This is a genomic window from Streptomyces sp. CG 926 (assembly GCF_003148825.1).
Classification (GTDB): Bacteria; Actinomycetota; Actinomycetes; order Streptomycetales; family Streptomycetaceae; genus Streptomyces.
The window spans coordinates 358409-378557 of sequence record NZ_QGGZ01000011.1 but is presented as its reverse complement, the minus strand read 5'-3'; the positions used below and the strand labels follow the sequence as shown (position 1 = coordinate 378557).

17 protein-coding genes are annotated in these 20149 nt (G+C 70.9%); 7 read left to right on the top strand and 10 right to left on the bottom strand.

What is annotated here, in order from left to right:
- Positions 1–2 precede the first annotated feature (2 nt).
- A complete protein-coding gene (gene fabG / locus BCL76_RS28805) occupies positions 3–722 on the bottom strand; it encodes a 3-oxoacyl-[acyl-carrier-protein] reductase (protein ID WP_109782273.1) in 720 nt (239 codons plus the stop codon).
- Positions 723–906: 184 nt separating this feature from the next.
- On the opposite strand from fabG, the gene BCL76_RS28800 reads away from it, so the two are divergent.
- From BCL76_RS28800 to tyrS, 3 genes are all read left to right on the top strand, one after another.
- On the top strand, positions 907–2430 hold the full coding sequence (locus tag BCL76_RS28800; RefSeq protein ID WP_109782334.1) for a TldD/PmbA family protein: 1524 nt from the start codon (positions 907–909) through the stop codon (positions 2428–2430).
- The gene (locus tag BCL76_RS28795) at positions 2427–3827 is read left to right on the top strand and encodes a metallopeptidase TldD-related protein (RefSeq protein ID WP_109782272.1); all 1401 of its coding nucleotides are present in this window, start codon (positions 2427–2429) and stop codon (positions 3825–3827) included. The genes BCL76_RS28800 and BCL76_RS28795 overlap by 4 nt, the downstream gene beginning before the upstream one ends.
- 72 nt (positions 3828–3899) lie before the next feature.
- Positions 3900–5168 carry a tyrosine--tRNA ligase gene (gene tyrS, locus BCL76_RS28790; protein ID WP_109782271.1) on the top strand — a complete coding sequence of 423 codons (1269 nt, stop codon included), beginning with the start codon at positions 3900–3902 and terminating at the stop codon, positions 5166–5168.
- A 100-nt stretch (positions 5169–5268) separates the two neighbouring features.
- Here the strand turns inward: tyrS and BCL76_RS28785 are convergent, their stop codons facing one another.
- Positions 5269–5544 carry a GlsB/YeaQ/YmgE family stress response membrane protein gene (locus tag BCL76_RS28785; protein WP_109782270.1) on the bottom strand — a complete coding sequence of 92 codons (276 nt, stop codon included), beginning with the start codon at positions 5542–5544 and terminating at the stop codon, positions 5269–5271.
- Between the two features lie 176 nt (positions 5545–5720).
- Between BCL76_RS28785 and BCL76_RS40015 the strand changes: the two genes are divergently transcribed.
- Both BCL76_RS40015 and BCL76_RS28775 read left to right on the top strand, forming a co-directional pair.
- Positions 5721–6062 (top strand): DUF3099 domain-containing protein, encoded by a 342-nt coding sequence (locus BCL76_RS40015; RefSeq protein WP_037884192.1) that lies wholly within the window; start codon positions 5721–5723, stop codon positions 6060–6062.
- Between the two features lie 136 nt (positions 6063–6198).
- Complete coding sequence (locus tag BCL76_RS28775) at positions 6199–6450, top strand: hypothetical protein (RefSeq protein ID WP_109782268.1); 252 nt, start codon at positions 6199–6201, stop codon at positions 6448–6450.
- Between the two features lie 25 nt (positions 6451–6475).
- Here the strand turns inward: BCL76_RS28775 and moaA are convergent, their stop codons facing one another.
- The 3 genes from moaA to BCL76_RS28760 all read right to left on the bottom strand — a co-directional run bounded on the left by moaA (position 6476) and on the right by BCL76_RS28760 (position 9634).
- Positions 6476–7465, bottom strand: coding sequence for a GTP 3',8-cyclase MoaA (gene moaA, locus BCL76_RS28770; RefSeq protein WP_109782267.1), 990 nt, complete (start codon positions 7463–7465; stop codon positions 6476–6478).
- Between the two features lie 178 nt (positions 7466–7643).
- The gene (locus tag BCL76_RS28765; protein WP_109782266.1) at positions 7644–9272 is read right to left on the bottom strand and encodes a solute symporter family protein; all 1629 of its coding nucleotides are present in this window, start codon (positions 9270–9272) and stop codon (positions 7644–7646) included.
- Positions 9269–9634 (bottom strand): DUF485 domain-containing protein, encoded by a 366-nt coding sequence (locus BCL76_RS28760; protein WP_109782265.1) that lies wholly within the window; start codon positions 9632–9634, stop codon positions 9269–9271. Before BCL76_RS28760 ends, BCL76_RS28765 begins: the two co-directional genes overlap by 4 nt.
- Positions 9635–9897: 263 nt before the next feature.
- Between BCL76_RS28760 and BCL76_RS28755 the strand changes: the two genes are divergently transcribed.
- Entirely contained in the window at positions 9898–11454 is a 1557-nt protein-coding gene (locus tag BCL76_RS28755) for a S8 family serine peptidase (RefSeq protein ID WP_109782264.1), read from the top strand.
- A 120-nt stretch (positions 11455–11574) separates the two neighbouring features.
- Here the strand turns inward: BCL76_RS28755 and BCL76_RS28750 are convergent, their stop codons facing one another.
- The 3 genes from BCL76_RS28750 to BCL76_RS28740 are packed head-to-tail and all read right to left on the bottom strand — an operon-like array spanning position 11575 to position 14410.
- Complete coding sequence (locus BCL76_RS28750) at positions 11575–12618, bottom strand: zinc-dependent alcohol dehydrogenase family protein (protein ID WP_030773053.1); 1044 nt, start codon at positions 12616–12618, stop codon at positions 11575–11577.
- Positions 12619–12674: 56 nt separating this feature from the next.
- A complete protein-coding gene (locus BCL76_RS28745) occupies positions 12675–13361 on the bottom strand; it encodes a lysoplasmalogenase (RefSeq protein WP_109782263.1) in 687 nt (228 codons plus the stop codon).
- Positions 13358–14410 (bottom strand): sterol desaturase family protein, encoded by a 1053-nt coding sequence (locus BCL76_RS28740; RefSeq protein ID WP_109782333.1) that lies wholly within the window; start codon positions 14408–14410, stop codon positions 13358–13360. The genes BCL76_RS28745 and BCL76_RS28740 overlap by 4 nt, the downstream gene beginning before the upstream one ends.
- Positions 14411–14525: 115 nt before the next feature.
- Between BCL76_RS28740 and BCL76_RS28735 the strand changes: the two genes are divergently transcribed.
- Positions 14526–17594, top strand: coding sequence for an NACHT domain-containing protein (locus BCL76_RS28735; RefSeq protein WP_109782262.1), 3069 nt, complete (start codon positions 14526–14528; stop codon positions 17592–17594).
- 24 nt (positions 17595–17618) lie between these two features.
- On the opposite strand, the gene BCL76_RS28730 is transcribed toward BCL76_RS28735, so the two are convergent.
- Both BCL76_RS28730 and BCL76_RS28725 read right to left on the bottom strand, forming a co-directional pair.
- On the bottom strand, positions 17619–18839 hold the full coding sequence (locus BCL76_RS28730; protein WP_109782261.1) for an amidohydrolase family protein: 1221 nt from the start codon (positions 18837–18839) through the stop codon (positions 17619–17621).
- Positions 18836–20137 (bottom strand): amidohydrolase family protein, encoded by a 1302-nt coding sequence (locus tag BCL76_RS28725; RefSeq protein ID WP_109782332.1) that lies wholly within the window; start codon positions 20135–20137, stop codon positions 18836–18838. The genes BCL76_RS28730 and BCL76_RS28725 overlap by 4 nt, the downstream gene beginning before the upstream one ends.
- Between the last annotated feature and the right edge of the window lie 12 nt (positions 20138–20149).

Here is a 20149-nt window from a genome sequence, read left to right as displayed (position 1 = left end):
GATCAGTGACCCATGCCCAATCCGCCGTCAACGGGAATGACGGCTCCGGTGATGTACGCGGCGTCGTCCGACGCCAGGAAGCGGACGGCTGCCGCGATCTCCTCGGGCTGCGCGTAACGGCCGAGCGGCACCTGGCCCACGATGCCCGCGCGCTGCTCGTCGGTGAGCACCTTCGTCATGTCGGTGTCCACGAAACCGGGGGCGACGACGTTGAAGGTGATGTTGCGGGAACCCAGCTCGCGGGCGAGGGAGCGGGCGAAGCCCACCAGCGCGGCCTTGGAGGCGGCGTAGTTGGCCTGACCGGCCGAGCCCAGGAGCCCGACGACGGAGGAGATCAGGACGACGCGGCCCTTCTTGGCCCGGAGCATGCCCCGGTTCGCGCGCTTGACCACGCGGAACGTGCCGGTGAGGTTGGTGTCGACGACGGACGCGAAGTCCTCCTCGGACATGCGCATCAGCAGCGTGTCCTTGGTGATGCCGGCGTTGGCCACGAGCACCTCGACCGCGCCGTGCGCGTCCTCGATCTGCTTGTAGGCCTGCTCCACCTGCTCGGAGTCGGTGATGTCGCACCGCACCGCCAGGACACCGAGCGAGGTGAGCGCCTGCGGCGGCTCGCCCGACCGGTACGTGATCGCGACCTTGTCGCCGGCCTCCGCGAAGGCTTGGGCGATGGCGAGGCCGATGCCCCGGTTTCCTCCGGTGACGAGAACCGAGCGGCTCAACGGATCACCCTTTCGCTAGCGGTCTGAATACCAAAAACCTATAGGTCGCATCGCTCGTACGGAGAATCGACCCCCGACAGGGCCTTGCGACCGGCTCTGTCGAATCCCTACAGAAAGATGTAGGCACAAGGGCCCTGATCGCGACATGATCGGGGCGACCGGCTCCGACCACGGGAGGACTTCCGTGCCCCATTCCATCGACGCGGCCTTCACCGCGCTGCCCCTGCGGGCGCTCGCCGACGCGGCGCTCGCCCGGGCCCGCGCGCTGGGCGCCGAGCATGCCGACTTCCGGCTGGAGCGGATCCGTAGCGCCTCCTGGCGCCTGCGGGACGCCAAGCCTGCCGGTGGTTCCGACACCACCGATCTCGGGTACGCGGTCCGGGTCGTGCACGGGGGCAGCTGGGGATTCGCCTCCGGTGTCGACCTGACCATGGACGCCGCCGCCAAGGTGGCCTCGCAGGCCGTGGCCATGGCGAAGCTGTCCGCCCAGGTGATCAAGGCCGCGGGTTCGGACGAGCGCGTGGAGCTCGCGGACGAGCCGGTGCACGCCGACCGGACGTGGATCTCCGCGTACGACGTGAACCCCTTCGAGGTACCGGACGCGGAGAAGGCGGCGCTGCTCGCCGACTGGAGCTCGCGCCTGCTGGCGGCCGACGGGGTGGCCCACGTGGACGCCTCGCTGCTCGCCGTCCACGAGAACAAGTTCTACGCCGACACCGCGGGTACCTCGACCACGCAGCAGCGGGTCCGGATCCACCCGCAGCTCACCGCGGTCGCCGTGAACGCCGCGACCGGCGAGTTCGACTCGATGCGCACCATCGCCCCACCGGCCGGCCGTGGCTGGGAGTACCTGACCGGCACCGGCTGGGACTGGAACTCCGAGCTGGAGCAGATCCCCGGCCTGCTCGCCGAGAAGATGCGCGCGCCGAGCGTCGAGGCCGGCCGCTACGACCTGGTGGTGGACCCGTCCAACCTGTGGCTCACCATCCACGAGTCCATCGGCCACGCCACCGAGCTGGACCGGGCGCTGGGCTACGAGGCGGCGTACGCGGGGACCTCCTTCGCCACCTTCGACCAGCTGGGCAAGCTCAAGTACGGCTCCTCGATCATGAACGTGACCGGTGACCGCACCGCCGAGCACGGGCTGGCCACCGTCGGCTTCGACGACGAGGGCGTCCAGGCGCAGAGCTGGGACCTGGTCAAGGACGGCACGCTGGTCGGCTACCAGCTGGACCGGCGGATCGCGAAGCTGACCGACCTCGGGCGCTCCAACGGCTGCGCCTTCGCCGACTCCCCCGGGCACGTGCCCGTCCAGCGGATGGCGAACGTGTCGCTGCAGCCGGATCCGGGCGGGCTCTCGACCGAGGACCTGATCGGCGGGGTGGAGCGCGGGATCTACGTGGTCGGCGACCGCTCCTGGTCGATCGACATGCAGCGCTACAACTTCCAGTTCACCGGGCAGCGGTTCTTCCGGATCGAGAACGGCAGGCTGGCCGGGCAGCTGCGCGACGTGGCGTACCAGGCCACCACCACCGACTTCTGGGGCTCGATGGAGAAGGTCGGCGGCCCGCAGACCTACGTCCTGGGCGGCGCCTTCAACTGCGGCAAGGCCCAGCCGGGCCAGGTGGCGGCGGTCTCGCACGGCTGCCCGTCCGCGCTGTTCCGCGACGTGAACATCCTGAACACCACGCAGGAGGCCGGGCGATGAGCTCGTCGAACCGCATCACCAAGCCCCACGAGATCGTCGAGCGGGCCCTGGAGCTGTCCACCGCCGACGGCCTCGTCGTCATCGCCGACGAGGGGTCGAGCGCCAATCTGCGCTGGGCGGGCAACGCCCTGACGACGAACGGCGTGACCCGCTCCCGGACCTTGACGGTCATCGCCACGGTCGACGGCAAGGAGGGCACGGCCTCGGGGGTCGTCTCGCGCTCCGCCGTGACCGCGGACGACCTGGAGCCGCTGGTCCGGGCCGCCGAGGCGGCCGCCCGCGGGGCGGGCCCGGCCGAGGACGCCCAGCGGCTGGTCACCGGGACGCCGGCCTCGCCGGACTTCACCGACGCGCCCGCCGAGACGAGCTCGGCGGTCTTCGCGGACTTCGCCCCGGCCCTCGGCGAGGCCTTCGCCCGGGCCCGCGAGGGCGGCCGTGAGCTGTACGGCTTCGCCAACCACGAGCTGGTCTCCACCTACGTCGGCACCTCGACGGGCCTGCGACTGCGCCACGACCAGCCGAACGGCACCCTGGAGCTCAACGCGAAGTCCCCGGACCGGCAGCGCTCCGCCTGGGCGGGCCGCTCCACCCGGGACTTCAAGGACGTGGACCCGACCGTGCTGGACGCGGAGCTGGCCGTGCGGCTCGGCTGGGCGGAGCGGAAGATCGACCTGCCCGCGGGCCGGTACGAGACGCTGCTGCCGCCGACCGCGGTGGCGGACCTGCTGATCTACCAGATGTGGTCGGCGGCGGCCCGGGACGCGGTGGAGGGCCGTACGGTCTTCTCCAAGCCCGGCGGTGGCACCCGGCTCGGCGAGAAGCTGTCCGAGCTGCCGCTCTCGCTGCGCAGCGACCCGAACGCGCCGGGCCTGGAGTCCGCGCCGTTCGTGATCGCGCACAGCTCCGGCGACGACGCCTCGGTGTTCGACAACGGTCTGCCGGTCCCGGCGACCGAGTGGATCGCGGACGGCCACCTGAACCGGCTGAGCACGACCCGGCACACGGCGAGCCTGACCGGGATGCAGCTCTCCCCCGGCTTCGGGAACCTGATCCTGGACGCCGGCGGCGAGAAGTCCCTGGAGGAGATGGTCGCGGCCACCGAGCGGGGTCTGCTGCTGACCTGCCTCTGGTACATCCGCGAGGTGGACCCGGCGACGCTGCTGCTGACGGGCCTGACCCGGGACGGCGTCTACCTGGTGGAGAACGGGCAGGTCGTCGGCGAGGTCAACAACTTCCGGTTCAACGAGTCCCCCGTGGACCTGCTGTCGCGGGCCTCGGAGGCGGGCCGGACCGAGAAGACCCTGCCGCGCGAGTGGAGCGACTGGTTCACGCGCGCCGCGATGCCGGCGCTGCGTATCCCGGATTTCAACATGAGTTCGGTGAGCAAGGGCGTCTGACCACCTAGAATGTGCGGGTAGACCCCTCATCCACATCCCTACTCACTCCATCTCTCAAGGAGAGTCACGACCGTGACTGACATCGTCGACGAACTGAAGTGGCGCGGGCTCTTCGCCCAGTCCACCGACGAAGAAGCGCTGCGCAAGGCCTTCGCGGACGGTCCGGTCACCTTCTATTGCGGCTTCGACCCGACCGCGGCCTCGCTGCACGTGGGGCACCTGGTCCAGGTGCTCACCGTGCGCCGGCTCCAGCAGGCCGGTAACCGGCCGCTGGCGCTGGTCGGCGGGGCCACGGGGCAGATCGGCGACCCGCGACCGACGGCCGAGCGGACCCTGAACGACCCGGAGACCGTCGCCAACTGGGTGACCCGGCTGCGCACCCAGATCGAGCCGTTCCTGTCCTTCGAGGGCGAGAACGCGGCGCTGATGGTGAACAACCTGGACTGGACGGCGGGCATGTCCGCCATCGAGTTCCTGCGGGACATCGGCAAGCACTTCCGCGTCAACAAGATGCTGACGAAGGACTCGGTCGCCAAGCGGCTCGACTCCGACCAGGGCATCAGCTACACGGAGTTCAGCTACCAGCTGCTCCAGGGCATGGACTTCCTGGAGCTGTACCGGCGCTACGGCTGCGTGCTCCAGCAGGGCGGCTCCGACCAGTGGGGCAACCTGACGGCCGGGCTCGACCTGATCCACCGGGTCGAGCCGGGCGCGGTCGTGCACGCGCTGGCGACGCCGCTGATGGTCAAGGCGGACGGCACGAAGTTCGGCAAGTCCGAGAGCGGGGCCGTGTGGCTCGACCCGGAGATGACCACGCCGTACGCGTTCTACCAGTTCTGGCTGAATGTGGACGATCGGGACATCTCCACCTACATGCGGATCCTGTCCTTCGAGTCCCGTGAGGAGCTGGAGGCACTGGAGGCGCAGACCGCCGAGCGGCCGCAGGCGCGCGCCGCCCAGCGGGCGCTGGCCGAGGAGCTGACGGCGCTCGTGCACGGCGCCGACCAGTGCGCCGCCGTGATCGCCGCGTCGAAGGCGCTGTTCGGTCAGGGCGACCTGGCGGAGCTGGACGAGGCCACGCTGGCCGCGGCCCTGTCCGAGCTGCCGCACGCACAGGTGACGGAGCTCGGCCTGGTGGTGGACCTGCTCGCGGAGACCGGCCTGGTCGCGAGCAAGTCGGCCGCCCGCCGGACCGTGAAGGAGGGCGGCGCCTACGTGAACAACGCGAAGGTCACCGCCGAGGACGCGGTCCCCGCCGAGGAGGACCTGCTGCACGGGCGCTGGCTGGTGCTGCGCCGGGGCAAGAAGAACCTGGCCGCGGTGGAGGTCACCGGCGCCTGACGTGTCGTAGGACACCACGGAGCACCACGGAGCACGGCGGAGGGGCCGGTGCGGACGCTTACATCGTCCGGCCGGCCCCTTCGTCATGGCCCGCGGTGCGTCAGGCCGTCCGCCGCTTGCCCTTGATCGCCCCGTACGCCATCTCGCCGAGCGCGACGATGACCACCGCACCGACGATCTGCAGCAGGTGGCGGGTCCAGTCGATGCCCCTGGTCTCTCCGACACCGATCCATGTGGCCACCGCGTTGCCGAGGACGGCACCGGCGATGCCGAAGAGGGTGGTCAGCCACAGCGGCTGGTGCTGCTTGCCCGGCAGGATGGCCTTGGCTATCAGCCCCAGCACGAAACCGACGATGATCGCCCACAACCAACCCATGTCGAGCCTCCTCCTGGCGCGTTGTGCGCACGTGGGCCCAGTCTCGACCCATCCGGCATACCACGCATTTCGAACAGCCCCGTACGGGGGTCCCCCTCTCCTCACGGCACGGGGGCGGGCGTACCGTGGGAGGGGTCCGGGCCGGGAGTGCCCGGCGGGCGATCGGGTGGTGGAGCGTGGAGCGGACGAAGCGGCAGAAGCGGAACGGGGCCGAGGTCTTCCGGATCACCGGCGCGCGCATGGGCCTCGACGAGGACGTGCGGGGCCGCCAGCGTCGGTATGTGATCTCGATGGGGATCAGGACCCTGTCGGTCATCGCGACCGTGCTGTTGTGGAACGTTCAGCGCCCGGTGGCCGTCGTGACGCTCGTGGCCGGAGCCCTGCTCCCCTACATCGCCGTGGTCATCGCCAACGCCGGGCGGGAGTCGACGCCCTCACTGCCCTCGCACTTCATTCCGGCCCCCGTGCGGCCGGCGCTGGACGCGGGGAACCTCAATAAAAGCTCAGATCAATCGTGAAGTTCCTGTGCACTCCACCGGGTCCTGCGTGACATACTGCTCACGCGCTCCGCATCCCCCGTCGGAGCGACGGACCGACGCCGGGCAGCTCCCCCCGTGGCTGCTCGGCGTCGCCATTCCGTTCTAATGTGGGGTCGTGACTTCCTCCGACGCCTCCGGCACCGACGAGAATCCCACCTGCTCCGCCAAGGGCTGCCGCGACGTGGCCGTGTGGGTCCTGGCGTGGAACAACCCGACGCTGCACACGCCTGAACGACGCAAGACCTGGCTGGCGTGCGAGGAGCACCGCGAACACCTCTCCCAGTTCCTGGGGGTCCGCGGTTTCCTCAAGGACGCGGTGAAGCTGGACGAGTGGGTGCAGCCGGAGGGCTCGGAACGCCCCCGCTGACCGCACCCGCGTCGCGCGCCCCGGGTCAGCCGCCGATCGCCGACATCGGGCGGTCGGGCTGCACGAAGGACGGGTCGTCGAGACCGGCGCCGGCCTTCTTGCCCCACATCGCGACCTTCCACAGCCGGGCGATCTCCTCGTCCGGGGCGCCCGAGCGCAGGGCCGCGCGCAGGTCCGACTCCTCGGTCGCGAACAGGCACGTGCGCACCTGGCCGTCGGCCGTGAGCCGGGTACGGTCACAGGCGCCGCAGAACGGTCGGGTGACCGAGGCGATGACCCCGACGGTGGCCGGGCCGCCGTCGACCACCCAGCGCTCGGCCGGGGCGGAGCCGCGCTCGTCGGCGCCTTCCTCGGTGAGCGTGAAGCGGGTGCGCAGGGACTCCAGGATGTCCCCGGCGGTGATCATGCCGTCGCGCTTCCAGCCGTGCTGGGCGTCGAGGGGCATCTGCTCGATGAAGCGGAGCTCGTACTCGTTCTCCACGGCCCAGGCCAGCAGGTCGGGGGCCTCGTCGTCGTTGAGGCCGGGCATGAGCACGGCGTTGACCTTGACGGGGGTGAGGCCGGCCTCGCGGGCCGCGGCCATGCCCTCGATGACGTCCTTGTGCCGGTCGCGGCGGGTGAGGGTCTTGAAGACCTCGGGCCGCAGGGTGTCCAGGGACACGTTCACCCGGTCCAGGCCGGCGGCCTTCAGGGCCTGCGCGGTGCGCCTCAGACCGATGCCGTTGGTGGTGAGGGACATCTTGGGGCGGGGCTCCAGGGCGGCGCACCGCTCGACGATCCCGACCAGGCCGGGCCGCAGCAGCGGCTCGCCGCCGGTGAAGCGGACCTCGGTGATCCCCAGCTGCGTGACCGCGATCCGGATCAGCCGGACGATCTCGTCGTCGCTGAGCAGGTCCGACTTGCCGAGCCACTGCAGCCCCTCTTCGGGCATGCAGTAGGTGCAGCGCAGATTGCACTTGTCGGTCAGCGAGACGCGCAGGTCAGTGGCCACGCGGCCATAGGTGTCGAGAAGCACTGTGGGCCCCCTCCCCTGTCCGGAAGTAGAGGTACGCGCGGATAGTGGATCTACTTCACGCGTTCTATTTCGAGACTACGTGACGCCTGTGTCATCGAGAGGTGCCCAAATGAACGAGACGTGACGTGGCCGCGTCGTAGGGAACTACCACGCGGCCACGCTGGGTGTTCGGACGATGTCAGTGCGCCCCTGTTCCGGTGAGGGAGCGCACCTCCAGCTCGGCGAACTTCTGGGGGTCGGCCTTCTCCTTGGTGAGGACCGTTCCCAGCCACCCGAGGAGGAAGCCGAGGGGGATGGAGATGATCCCCGGGTTCTCCAGCGGGAACCAGAAGAAGTCGGCGTCCTTGAACATCGAGGTGGGCTTTCCGGACACGACCGGGGAGAACAGCACCAGGCCGACGGCCGAGATCAGCCCGCCGTAGATGGACCAGAGCGCGCCCTGGGTGGTGAAGCGCTTCCAGAAGAGGCTGTAGAGGATGGTCGGCAGGTTCGCGGAGGCGGCGACCGCGAAGGCGAGCGCGACCAGGCCGGCCACGTTCAGGTCGCGGGCCAGCGCTCCCAGGCCGATGGCCACGGCTCCGATGACGACGGTGGACCAGCGGGCCGCGCGCATCTCCTCCTTCTCGGTGGCCTTGCCCTTGCGGATCACGTTCACGTACAGGTCGTGCGCGAAGGACGAGGAGGAGGCGAGGGTGAGGCCGGCGACGACGGCCAGGATGGTGGCGAAGGCGACGGCGGAGATCACGGCGAGCAGGATGGCGCCGCCGGTGGAGTCGGGGCCGCCGCCGACGGCCTGGGCGAGCAGCGGGGCGGCGGTGTTGCCGGCCTTGTTGGAGGCGATGATGTCGGCCCGCTCGAGCAGGGCCGCGGCGCCGAAGCCGAGGGCGATCGTCATCAGGTAGAAGCCGCCGATGATGCCGATGGCCCACAGGACGGACTTACGGGCGGCCTGCGCGGTGGGAACCGTGTAGAAGCGGATCAGGATGTGCGGCAGTCCGGCGGTGCCGAGGACGAGGGCGAGGCCGAGCGAGATGAAGTCCAGCTTGGAGGTGGAGTCCTTGCCGTACTTGAGGCCGGGTTCGAGGAACTTCGCCCCCTGTCCGCTGTTCTCGGCCGCCTTGCCCAGCAGGTCGGAGATGTTGAAGTTGAACTTCACCAGGACCAGCAAGGTGATCAGGAGCGCGCCCGCGATCAGCAGCACCGCCTTGATCATCTGGACCCAGGTGGTGCCCTTCATGCCGCCGATGGTCACGTAGACGATCATCAGTACGCCGACCAGGGCGACCACGGCCACCTTGCCGCCGTCGCTGGTGATGCCCAGGAGCAGGGAGACGAGCACGCCGGCGCCGGCCATCTGGGCGAGCAGGTAGAAGATCGAGACCACGATGGTGGAGGTGCCGGCGGCGGTACGGACGGGCCGCTGGCGCATCCGGTACGCCAGGACGTCGCCCATGGTGTAGCGGCCGGAGTTGCGCAGCGGCTCGGCGACGAGCAGCAGGGCGACCAGCCAGGCGACGAGGAAGCCGATGGAGTAGAGGAAGCCGTCGTAGCCGAAGAGGGCGATGGCTCCGGCGATGCCGAGGAAGGACGCGGCCGACATGTAGTCGCCGGAGATGGCGAGGCCGTTCTGGAAGCCGGTGAACTGGCGACCGCCCGCGTAGAAGTCGGCGGCGCCCTTGGTCTGGCGGCCGGCCCAGACGGTGATGATCAGCGTGGCGACGACGAACAGCCCGAAGAGGGTGATGATCAGCGGGCGGTGCTCGGTGGCTCCCGCGGCGAGCGTCGTCAGGTGGTGCGTGCCGCTCATTCGGCGGCCTCCATCCGCGCCTTGATGGCCTCCGCCTGGGGGTCGAGCTTCCTCGCCGCGTACCGCGCGTAGAACCAGGCGATCAGGAAGGTCGTGGCGAACTGGGCGAGGCCGAGCACGAGGGCGACGTTGATGTTGCCGAAGAGCTTGGTCCCCATGAAGCCGCCCGCGTAGTTGGACAGCAGGACGTAGAGCAGGTACCAGGCGATGAAGGCCACGGTGAGCGGGAAGGCGAAGGAGCGGTAGGAGCTGCGCAGTTCGCCGAATTCCGCGCTCTGCTGGACGCTCGTGTAGTCATCGGCCGTGGGGGTCGCCGGTGGCGTTCCCGCGCTGCCCGGGGGCGGCGCTGCTTCGGTGGTCACGGGGGGCTCTCCTTGTGACGCGGGTGCGGTGGGGACGACGGACAAAACAACCTCCGTGTGGGGGGACGGTGGTGCCGATCCCCCCTGTCAACGGCACGGACGGCGCGTCGGGACGGTTCAACACCCGGTGATTCTTGGGGAACTGATTTCTCGAACTGATGGCGTGGAGGGGAACGGCGACGCTAGGTTCGCTTGTCATGAACCCGTCCGGCGCGATCGCGTCCGGGCGGCTTTTTCCCATTCCGAGATGATCTGGAGAACCCATGGATCAGCTGGGGTCGCGTGCGCCCAAGAAGCGCAGCCGTGCTCTCGCCGTACCGGTCGGCCTGGCGCTCACCGCCTCGCTCGCCTTCCTGCCCACGGTCTCGGCCTCGGCCGTCCCGCTGGGCGGCGCGGCCGACACGGCGCCGGCCTCGAAGGCCGACCCCTCCGGCCCCAAGCTGTCGTACGTGGCCAACCTGAACGAATACGCCACGATGAAGGCGGCGAAGAAGGCCGTCGAGCGGGCCGGCGGAACGGTCGTGACGGCCTACGAGCAGATAGGGGTCGTGGTCGCACACTCCCAGAACCCGGACTTCGCCAAGCAGCTGCGCGCCCAGCGCGGTCTGTTCGTGTCGGTCGGCGCCACCCGGACGGCCCCGATGACGGCGGCCCGGACCACCGAGGAGGGCGCGACCCAGCAGCTGAGCTCGGCGGACGCCGCCAAGGCGGCGGCAGCGGCCCAGGAGGGTCAGGAGCCGCTGGAGCCCAACCAGTGGGACCTGCGGACGATCAAGGCCGACAAGGCTCACAAGATCAACGATGGCAGTCGGAACGTCACCGTGGGCATCATCGACACGGGTGTCGACGACACCCACCCCGATCTCGCCCCGAACTTCTCCAAGAGCCAGTCGGCCAACTGCGTGGGCGGCGTCGCCGACACCACGGAAGGCGCCTGGCGCCCGTACGCCGACGGCAGCGACCACGGCACGCACGTGGCGGGCACCATCGGGGCCGCGCGCAACGGCATCGGCGTCAGCGGTGTCGCGCCGGGCGTGAAGATCGCCGCGATCAAGGTGAGCGAGCCCGGGACCAGCCTCTTCTACACCGAGGCGGTCGTCTGCGGCTTCATGTTCGCCGCCGAGAAGGGGATCGAGGTGACCAACAACAGCTACTACGTCGACCCGTGGCTCTTCAACTGCAAGTCCGACGACGACCAGAAGGCGCTGGTGGAGGCCATCGGCCGGGCCACCAAGTACGCCGAGCGCAAGGGCACGCTCCACATCGCCTCGGCCGGCAACTCCGACCAGGACCTGGCGGCCGACTCCCTCGTCGACGAGACCAGCCCGGACGACGCCACCCCGGTGCCGCGCACCATCGACCCGAAGGTCTGCCTGGACCTGCCGACGCAGCTGCCGGGTGTGGTCACCGTCTCGGCGACCGGCGACAAGGGCCTGCGCTCCTACTACTCCAGCTACGGCCTCGGGGTCGTGGACGTCGCCGCCCCTGGCGGTGACAAGTGGCAGGTCCCGAACACCCCGGACGCCAACGGGCGGGTGCTGTCGACCGTCCCGGGCGGGGGCTACGGCTACAAGCAGGGCACCTCGATGGCCGCCCCGCACGTCGCGGGCGTCGCCGCGCTCCTCAAGAGCGCCCACCCGTCGGCCACGCCCTCGCAGCTCCAGGCGATGCTGAAGGCCCAGGCCACGAAGGCGGCCTGCCCGACGCAGATATACGACGCCGCGGGCACCCTGATCGACGCCACCACCTGCACGAGCAAGTGGGGGCAGACGGGCTACTACGGCTACGGCGTGATCGACGCGCTCAAGGCCGTGAAGTAGGTCCGGTCACGCGGGCACGGGCACGCGCACGGGCTCAGGTGAAAGGGGACGGATAAAAGGCGACGGGCCGGGCGGGATGATCTCCCGCCCGGCCCGTCCCTTTCGCTCGGCCTCGGCCCGTCAGGGCTTGATCATGACCTTGAGCGCGCTGCGGTCGTCCATCGCCCGGTAGCCGTCCGGGACCTCGTCCAGGGACACGGCGCGGTCGAAGACGGGCGCCGGGTCGATCACACCGCTGAGCACGTCCTTCAGCAGCTCCGGGATGTAGGCGCGGACCGGGGCCACGCCACCGCGCAGGGTGATGTTGCGGTCGAACATGACACCGAGGTCGAGACCGGTGCCGCTGCCGTGCGGGACGCCGACGTAGCCGATGGCCCCGCCGTCACGGGTGATGTTCACGGCGGTGCGCATGGACTGCTCGGTGCCCACCGCCTCGATGACGGCGTGCGCGCCCCGGCCGCCGAGGAGCTCGCGCACGGCCGCCTCGGCCGCCTCGCCGCGCTCGGCGACGACATCGGTGGCTCCGAAGAGCTTGGCGATGTCCGTACGTACGGTGTGGCGGCCCAGGGCGATGATCCGCTCGGCGCCCAGACGCTTGGCGGCGAGGACGCCGCACAGGCCGACCGCGCCGTCGCCGACGACGGCGACCGTGGAGCCCTCGCGGACGCCGGCGCCCAGCGCCGCGTGGTGGCCGGTGCCCATCACGTCGGACAGCGCGAGCAGCCCGGTGAGCAGGTGGTCGTCGGAGACGGCCTCGGCGGGCAGCTTCACCAGGGTGCCGTCGGCGTGCGGGACGCGGACGGCCTCGCCCTGGCCTCCGTCGTGGCCGACCGAGCCCCAGAAGCCCCCGTGCTCGCAGGAGGTGAAGAGGCCCTCGACGCAGTACTCGCAGGTGCCGTCGGACCACATGAAGGGCGCGACGACCAGGTCGCCGGCTCGCAGGTCGGACACGGCGGAGCCGGTCTCCTCGACGATGCCCAGGAACTCGTGGCCGATGCGCTGGCCGGGCTGACGGGCGGCTTCGCCGCGGTAGGCCCACAGGTCGCTGCCGCAGATACAGGCACGCAGGACGCGGACGACGGCGTCCTCGGGGCGCTGGATCGCAGCGTCGGGCACCTCCTCCACGCGTATGTCGTGCGGGGCGTGGATGACGGTGGCGCGCATGGTGGTGCAGTCCTCCGGATCGGGATCGTTCAGTCTTGTACGACTGTGGAACCGTCCTACCGTACGCCTGCTTCCCGCGTGATCGCGCCAGTGGCCAGAAGGTACTGGGCGGCCAGGTAGGTGGCCATGATCCAGAAGTCCGGGCGGGGCAGCTGGGGCCATTCGGCGACACCGGTGGCGATGAGGGTGTCGGAGAGCAGGAAGAGCGCGCCGCCGATGCCGGCGCGCAGGCCGAGCGCGCTGGAGCGGAACGCCATGGCGGTGAGCAGCAGGCTGTAGCCGGCCACGGGGATCCGCAGGTCGGCCGGCAGATCGGACCACAGCAGGGCGACCGTGCCGAGGAGGGCGAGCAGGTACGCGCCGCCGAGCAGGGGGTTCGCGGGCCGCTTGCCGAAGAGGACCAGGTAGCAGACGTGCCCGACGGCGAAGGAGCCCATGCCGACGAGGAAGGCGATGTCGGCGTCGAAGAGCAGGGCCAGGTCGCCGCCCCAGCCGAACAGCAGGGCGGCGAGCAGCAGGCGGGGCGCGCCGCGGGTGGCCATGTGGGTCACGAGCAGCGGCATCAGCAGCGGCTTGGCGATGAGGTGCCCGGGGTGCCAGCCGGCCAGCAGCGAGATCAGGTCGACGGCGGCGGCCACGGCGAAGGCCACGAGGGCGATCTGCCCGAGGCGCGAGGGGCCGGCCGGAGCCTGGTCCGCCGCCCAGGCGGGGGCGGGTCGGCCCGGGGACTCGGCGGTGCTCACGCGGTGGTCTCCTGCACGGCCGGGGCGGCGTCGGAAGCCGCGGGGGCGGGGGTGGCGCGGGTCGCCGGGGCGGCTGCGGTGCCGGTCGCCGGGGCGGGGGCGATCGCCGTGCCCGTCGCCGGGGCGGCTGCGGTTGCCGGGGCGGGTTCCGGGGCGGCGGGGGCGGTTGCCGGGGCGGGCTCCGGGGCGGGCGCGGCGGTGGCCGCCCCCACTGGGGCGGGGGCGGGCTGCCAGCCGGGGCCGCGGAAGACGTGTCCGGCCCGCTGGCCCCAGCTCCCGGCGGCGCGCACGTCACGCGCGATGGCGGCGTACTCGTGCGTGGCCACGCGCAGCGGGTTGTGGGTGCCGATGTTCTTGGTCAGCCCGTAGACGGGCTTGTCCGTCTCCCCCACCCAGGAGCCGAACATCCGGTCCCAGACGATCAGGATGCCGCCGAAGTTGCGGTCCAGGTAACCGCCCTGCGAGGCGTGGTGGACGCGGTGGTGGGAGGGGGTGTTGAAGACGTACTCGTACGGCCGCGGCAGCTTGCCTATGCGCTCGGTGTGGACCCAGAACTGGTAGAGGAGGTTGAGTCCGTAGCAGAACGGGATCGCCGCCGGGTGTACGCCGAGAGCCACCATGGGCAGGTAGAACCACCAGGTCGTGGCGCTGGTCCAGGGCTGACGCAGGGCGGTGGTGAGGTTGAACCGCTTGCTGCTGTGGTGGACCACGTGGCAGGCCCACAGGATGCGGATCACGTGGTGGAGGCGGTGCTGCCAGTAGTAGAGGAAGTCCTGCGCCAGCAGCATCAGCAGGGCGGTCCACCACAGGAACGGCACCCGCAGCGGGGTCAGTTCGTAGACCGCGGTGAAGACGGCGACGACCGGGATCTTCCAGAGCAGGTCGAAGCCGATGCTGCCGAGCCCCATGGTGATGCTCGTGGCGGCGTCCTTGGTGTCGTAACCGACCGCATCCTCGTCCGGATGGAGCCGGTAACTCACCACCTCGATGACGGTGAGCAGCACAAAGGCAGGTATGGACCACAGCACGACATCGGGCAGGTTCGGCATGTCCCGCACCATAGAGGCGCTCTCGGGGGTGCCGCTAGGGGTTGTTACCGATCGGTATCCATCGGGGTTACCAGCGGTTCGCGAGATGATGTCCGGGCCAAGGGGAGGGCGGGGTATGACGGGCGTCGAGACGGTTCTCTTACGGGTGGCGGGGACGGCGGCGGGGACGCTGGTGAAGTCGCTCCTCGCGCGGGCCCCGGGGGCGGGCCTGGCGCCCGATCCGGCGCGGCCGGCCCCGAGGTGGCGCAAGCCCCCGGCGGAGCTCGGCGACGGCGAGATGCGGCGCCTGACCGAAGCCTTGGCGGCCCGGCTGGGCCCGGAGTGCGCGGCGCTGCCGGAGCACGAGCGTCTGGCGGCACTGGACGCGGTCGGCGACGCCTTCGCGGCGCTCGGCCCCTTGGACGCGGAGGCCCTCTTCGCAACGGACCTCGACCCGGCGGCCCTGGCGGCGACCGTCCCCCCACCCCCGGCGGGCCTGTCCCCCTCGGCCGAGGCCCTGTACGGCCGGCTGGTGCGACTGTGCTGCGCGCACGCGGTGGAGTACGTGACGACCCTGCCGGCCTTCGGAGCCCGGACGGGGGTGGAACTGGTCCGCCGGACGGGCGAGCTGGCACGAGCGGTGGACCGACTCGGCGCCACCGGGGACGGGACGGCGTACGCCTTCGAGGCCCGGTACGCGCAGTACATCGAGCACACCCACGGCCGGCTCCAGCTGTTCGGCCTGACCCTCAGCCGCTCCCGCCAGGAATGGCCGCTGGACGTGGCGTACATCAGCCTCGCGGTCAGCGGTGAGCAGCCGCTGCTGCCCGGCGAGCCGGAGCTCCACCGGACCCAGGTCCGGGCCGAGCAGGCCCTCGCCCGTGCCGACCGGGTCCTGCTGCGCGGCCCGGCGGGCTCGGGAAAGTCGACCCTGGTCCAGTGGCTGGCCCTGAACGCCGCCCGGCAGAGCGCCGGCCCGTGGAACACGTGCGTGCCGTTCGTGCTGCGGCTGCGCTCGTTCACGGCGTCGGGCGACCTGCCCCTGCCGGAGGACTTCCCGCGCGCGGGTGGCGTACCGCTGTCCGCGCCGTCGGGCTGGGTCGAGGACCTCATGCTGAGCGGCCGGGCGCTGGTCCTGGTGGACGGGGTGGACGAAGTCCCGCAGCGGCTGCGCACCCGCACGGAGACCTGGCTGCGCTCGCTCGTCGCCGCCTATCCGAAGGCGCGGTACGTGGTGACCACCCGCCCGTCGGCGGTCCCGGAGGACTGGCTCGCGGGCCTCGGGTTCGCCACGCACACGATGCTGCCGATGGACCAGCGGGACATCCGTGCCTTCGTGAAGCACTGGCACGCGGCGGCCCGTGCGGGCGGGCAGGAGGTGGACGCGTACGAGGCCTCGCTGCTGGAGGCGGTCTCCTCCCGGCGGGATCTGGCCCGGCTGGCCACGAACCCGCTGATGTGCGCGCTGCTGTGCGCCCTGAACCAGGACCGCCGGATGCAGCTCCCCCGGGCCCGTAAGGAGCTGTACGACGCGGCGCTGGACATGCTGCTGGTCCGGCGGGACACGGAACGGGAGATCTGCGGGGTCGAGGGGGTCCACCTCACCCGCGAGGAGCAGATCGCGCTGCTCCAGCGACTGGCGTACTGGCTGATCCGCAACGGGCAGTTGGAGGCGGGCCGGGGCGAGGCCGTCGAGATGGTGGCCGAGTGGCTGGACGCGATGCCGCAGGTGCGGGCGCAGGGCGGGGCGGAGCAGGTCTTCACCCACCTGCTGATCCGCAGCGGACTGCTCCTGGAGCCGACCCCGGGATCGGTGGTCTTCGTCCATCGCACCTTCCAGGACTATCTGGGTGCCAAGGCGGCGGTGGAGTCGCGGGACTTCGGCGTGCTGGTGAAGAACGCGCAGGACGACTCCTGGGACGACGTGGTCCGCATGGCGGTGGGCCACGCCCGCCCGGACGAACGCGTCCGCCTGCTGAGGGGTCTGCTCCGCCGGGCGGACAAGGTGAAGTCGGTCCACGACCGCCTCGTCCTACTGGCGGCGGCCTGCCTGGAACACGCCCCCGAACTGGACCCGGCGGTCCGCGCCGAAGTCCAGGCGCGTACCGCCGACCTGCTGCCCCCCAGCCGGTTCCCGCAGGCGGAGGAACTGGCCAGGGCCGGTGAGCTGGTCCTGGACCTGCTGCCCGGCCCGGCCGACCTCACCGAAAGGGAGGCCGCAGTCACCGTCCGAACCGCCGCCCTGGTGGGCGGTCCGCAGGCACTCGGCCTCATCGCCCGCTTCCGGACGGACACCCGCCCGCAAGTAGCGATTGAACTGGCCGACAACTGGCGGAGGTTCCCCACCTCCGCCTACGTCGAGTCCGTCCTTGCGCACGCCGATCTGACCACCGTCTACGTGAGTGTCTACACCTCCGAGGAACTGGCCCATCTGTCGCTGCTGGTGCACGCCCGGCACATCAGCCTCAGGGACGGGCACTGGCTGCCCGACGTCGTCGTCGCCCGGCCGGATCTGGAAGCGCTGACCGTTCACCGCGACGACCGGCTCACAGACCTCTCACCGCTGACCGCCCTCCACGACCTCAGGTACCTGGGGCTCTACGAATGTCCCGGGATCTGCGACCTCACCCCGTTGTCCGAGCTGCCCTTGCGTTCCCTGAGCCTCTCGCGGATCGCGTCCGGTGTGTCCTTGGCGCCGCTGGCCACGCTCTCCTCGCTCACCGGATTCACGCTGGATTACAACGCCGGCATTGCCGCACTCTCCGATCTCCCCTTGCCCAGCACGCTGCGCTCGCTCGCACTGTTCAAGGGAGCGCTCCGCGTCGGTCTCGACGGGATCGAGCGCTGGTCGGAGCTCGGATCGCTGGTCATCTCCGGCGAACGGCAGGCCCGTCAGCTGGCGGACCAGCAGTCGGTGCCGGCTCTGAGACTGCTCCAGCTGAACGGGATGGTGGTCGTTGCTTCGATGCTGGTCCGGCATCAGGAACTGACCGACCTCACCCTGCTGAAGTGCACACTGGGCTCGGGGCTGGAACCCCTTCTCACACTGCCGCAACTGACCCGGTTCGTGGTGAGCTTCTGCGGCGGGCCGGTCGACCTCTCGCCGCTGGCGGCGAAGGACGACCTCGTCGTCGAGGTGTACGGCCCCAACAACTTGCTCGGCACCGAGCTGTTCCCGCCGGAGCGGCTGCGCTACATGAGCTGAGCCACCCCGGCGGGAGTCCGACGGCTACCAGACCCGGACCGAGCCGCCCTTGGCGAAGGCCGGGCTGGTGGCCTGTGGGGGTACGGCCGTCAGGGGTTCCGCGATCTCCGTGACCAGGGGGCCGTGCTTGGCCGCCACCGCGTCCAGCAGGGCGAGGTCGAAGCCGTACACGCGGGCCGCGTTGCCGCCGACCATCGCGGCGACCTCCTCGCGGGGGAGGCCCGCGTAGGCGATGCGGAGGCCTTCGCGGGAGAAGGGCGTCGTGCCCTCGTCGTGGGGGTAGTCGCTGCCCCACATGATCTTGTCGAGGCCGATCCGCTCCCGCAACGGGACCTCGTGGGGGCGCATGAAGCTCGCTCCCACGAAGCAGTTGTCCCGCCAGACCTCGCTCGGGCCCCGGCCCATCGACTCCGCCAGGCCCGCCCCGAACTTGGACTCGGCCGTGGCCGACGCCGCGACCAGCCGTCCGTGGTAGTAGTCCAGCATCTCCAGCACGCCGGGGATCCACCCCGATCCCTGCTCTGTCAGGACCAGCTTGAGGCCCGGGTGCCGATGGAAGGCCCCGCCGAAGACGAGGTGCCACAGGGCGCGGTGCGAGAACCAGGTCGTCTCCACCATGAAAACGGCCCGGGCCGCCGGTTCGTCGCCCAGCGGGGGTGAGGCCGAGCCGCCGTGGTGGTTGACCGGGACGTCCAGCTCGTCGCACACCGCCCAGATGGGGTCGTAGGCGGCGGAGTAGAGCTCCGGGACGGTGGACCCGGGCGGGACGCCCGGCAGCAGGATGCCGCCCGTCAGGCCGGCCGCCCGCGTCCGGCGGATCTCCCCGACCGCCGCGTCCACGTCGTTGAGCAGGATCTGCGCCACCCCCGCCCGCCGCCCGGGCGCGTCCGCGCAGAAGTCCGCGAGCCAGCGGTTGTGGGCCTGCAGCCCTGCCCAGCGCATCTCGTACTCGGCCCGCGTCGGGGGCTGGGCCATCAGCGAGGCCTTGGGGAAGAACGGCGGGATGGTGTTCGGGAAGAGGACCTCCGCGACGATGCCGTCCGCTTCGAGTTCGGCGAGGCGGCGCGCCGAGTTCCAGTTGCGGTCGGCGGTGTCCGCGAGAAGGTCCTCGTACGGGTTCACGTAGGTGGCGGCCCAGGCGTCGAAGTCCTCGTGGTACCGCTCGGCCAGGTACGGCTTGTAGTCCACCAGGTCGGCGCCGGCGTGGCAGTCCGCCGAGATCACCGTGTAGCGGTCCTCCGTCATGACGACACCCCCAGTACGGGGAAGTCGTTGTCGGTGAGCCAGTGGCGGCCCACCTCGCGGGAGCGGGCCCAGGAGGCCTCCACCGCCGCCTGGTCCGGGGACTGGCCCAGTTCCGCCGGGGTGGGGCCGATCCGGCGGGCGATCGGGGCCAGCTTCGCGGTGTCGAAGCCGAAGACCTCGGCCGCCGCGAGCCCCAGCATCCGGCGGGTCTCCGCGACCGGGATGTCGTGGAAGGTGTTCTTCAGCCAGGCCCGGGTGTTCGGCCAGGTGCCTTCGGGGTGCGGGAAGTCCGAGCCCCACAGGATGTTGTCCACCCCGATCTCGTAGCGCTGGGCGAGCTCGCGCCGCTTGGTGTTCGTCGCGCAGATGAAGACCTGGCGGTCCAGGTACTCGCTGGGCGGCCGCTTCAGCTCCTCGAACGGCGAGAGCTTCTTGCCGCCGTGCGCGCCGAGGTAGAGGCGGTCCATGAACCACAGCTGGTTCGGCAGCCACCAGCAGCCCGCCTCCGCGACGCCGAACCTCAGGCCGGGGTGGCGCTCGAAGACGCCGGACCAGAGCAGGAACCACAGGGGTCGGGCCGGCCACCAGGTGACCTCGGAGACGAAGATGCCCAGGTGGTCGCCGTACTCGTGGCGCGGCGAGGACCCGGAGTGGGTGACGATCGGCATCTGCGTCTCGGCGGCCGCCGCCCACACGGGATCGTAACGTCGGTCGTGGTAGGGCGCCTTGTCCACCCACATCGCGGGGATCATCAGGGCGCCCAGCCCGGACGCCTTGGCCCGGTGGATCTCCGCCACGACCTTCGAGGGCTCGCCGGTGATAGGTAGCAGAGCGACTCCGCAGTGGCGTTCCGGATGCTGTCCGACGAACTCGGCGAGCCAGCGGTTGTGCGCCTGCGCGCCCGCCATGCCGAGCTCGGGGTCCTGGTCGCCGGAGAGGCCGAGGCCGACGCCGAAGGGGGCGGCGGTCTGGCTGTCCACGGCGTCCGCGTCGGGGAAGACGACCTCGGCGGCCACGCCGTCGCCGTCGAGTTCCTTCAACCGCTGCCCGGTGTCCCAGCCGCCCTTGAGGCCTTCCTCGTGGTCGTGGAACCACTTCTCGGCGAAGGCCTCGTTGCGGACGCCGAGCCGGGTGGCCTCCGCGCGGCGGGCGTCGCGTTCGCCGAGGAACTCGTCGAACTGGGGATGGAAGCGGGAGTCCAGGTAGGGCCGGTACTGCTCGGTGGGCAGGCCCGCGTGGCAGTCGGAGGAGATGATCAAGTACGGGTCTTCGGTCCGGTCTCCGCTTCCGGTTCCGATTCCGGTTCCGGT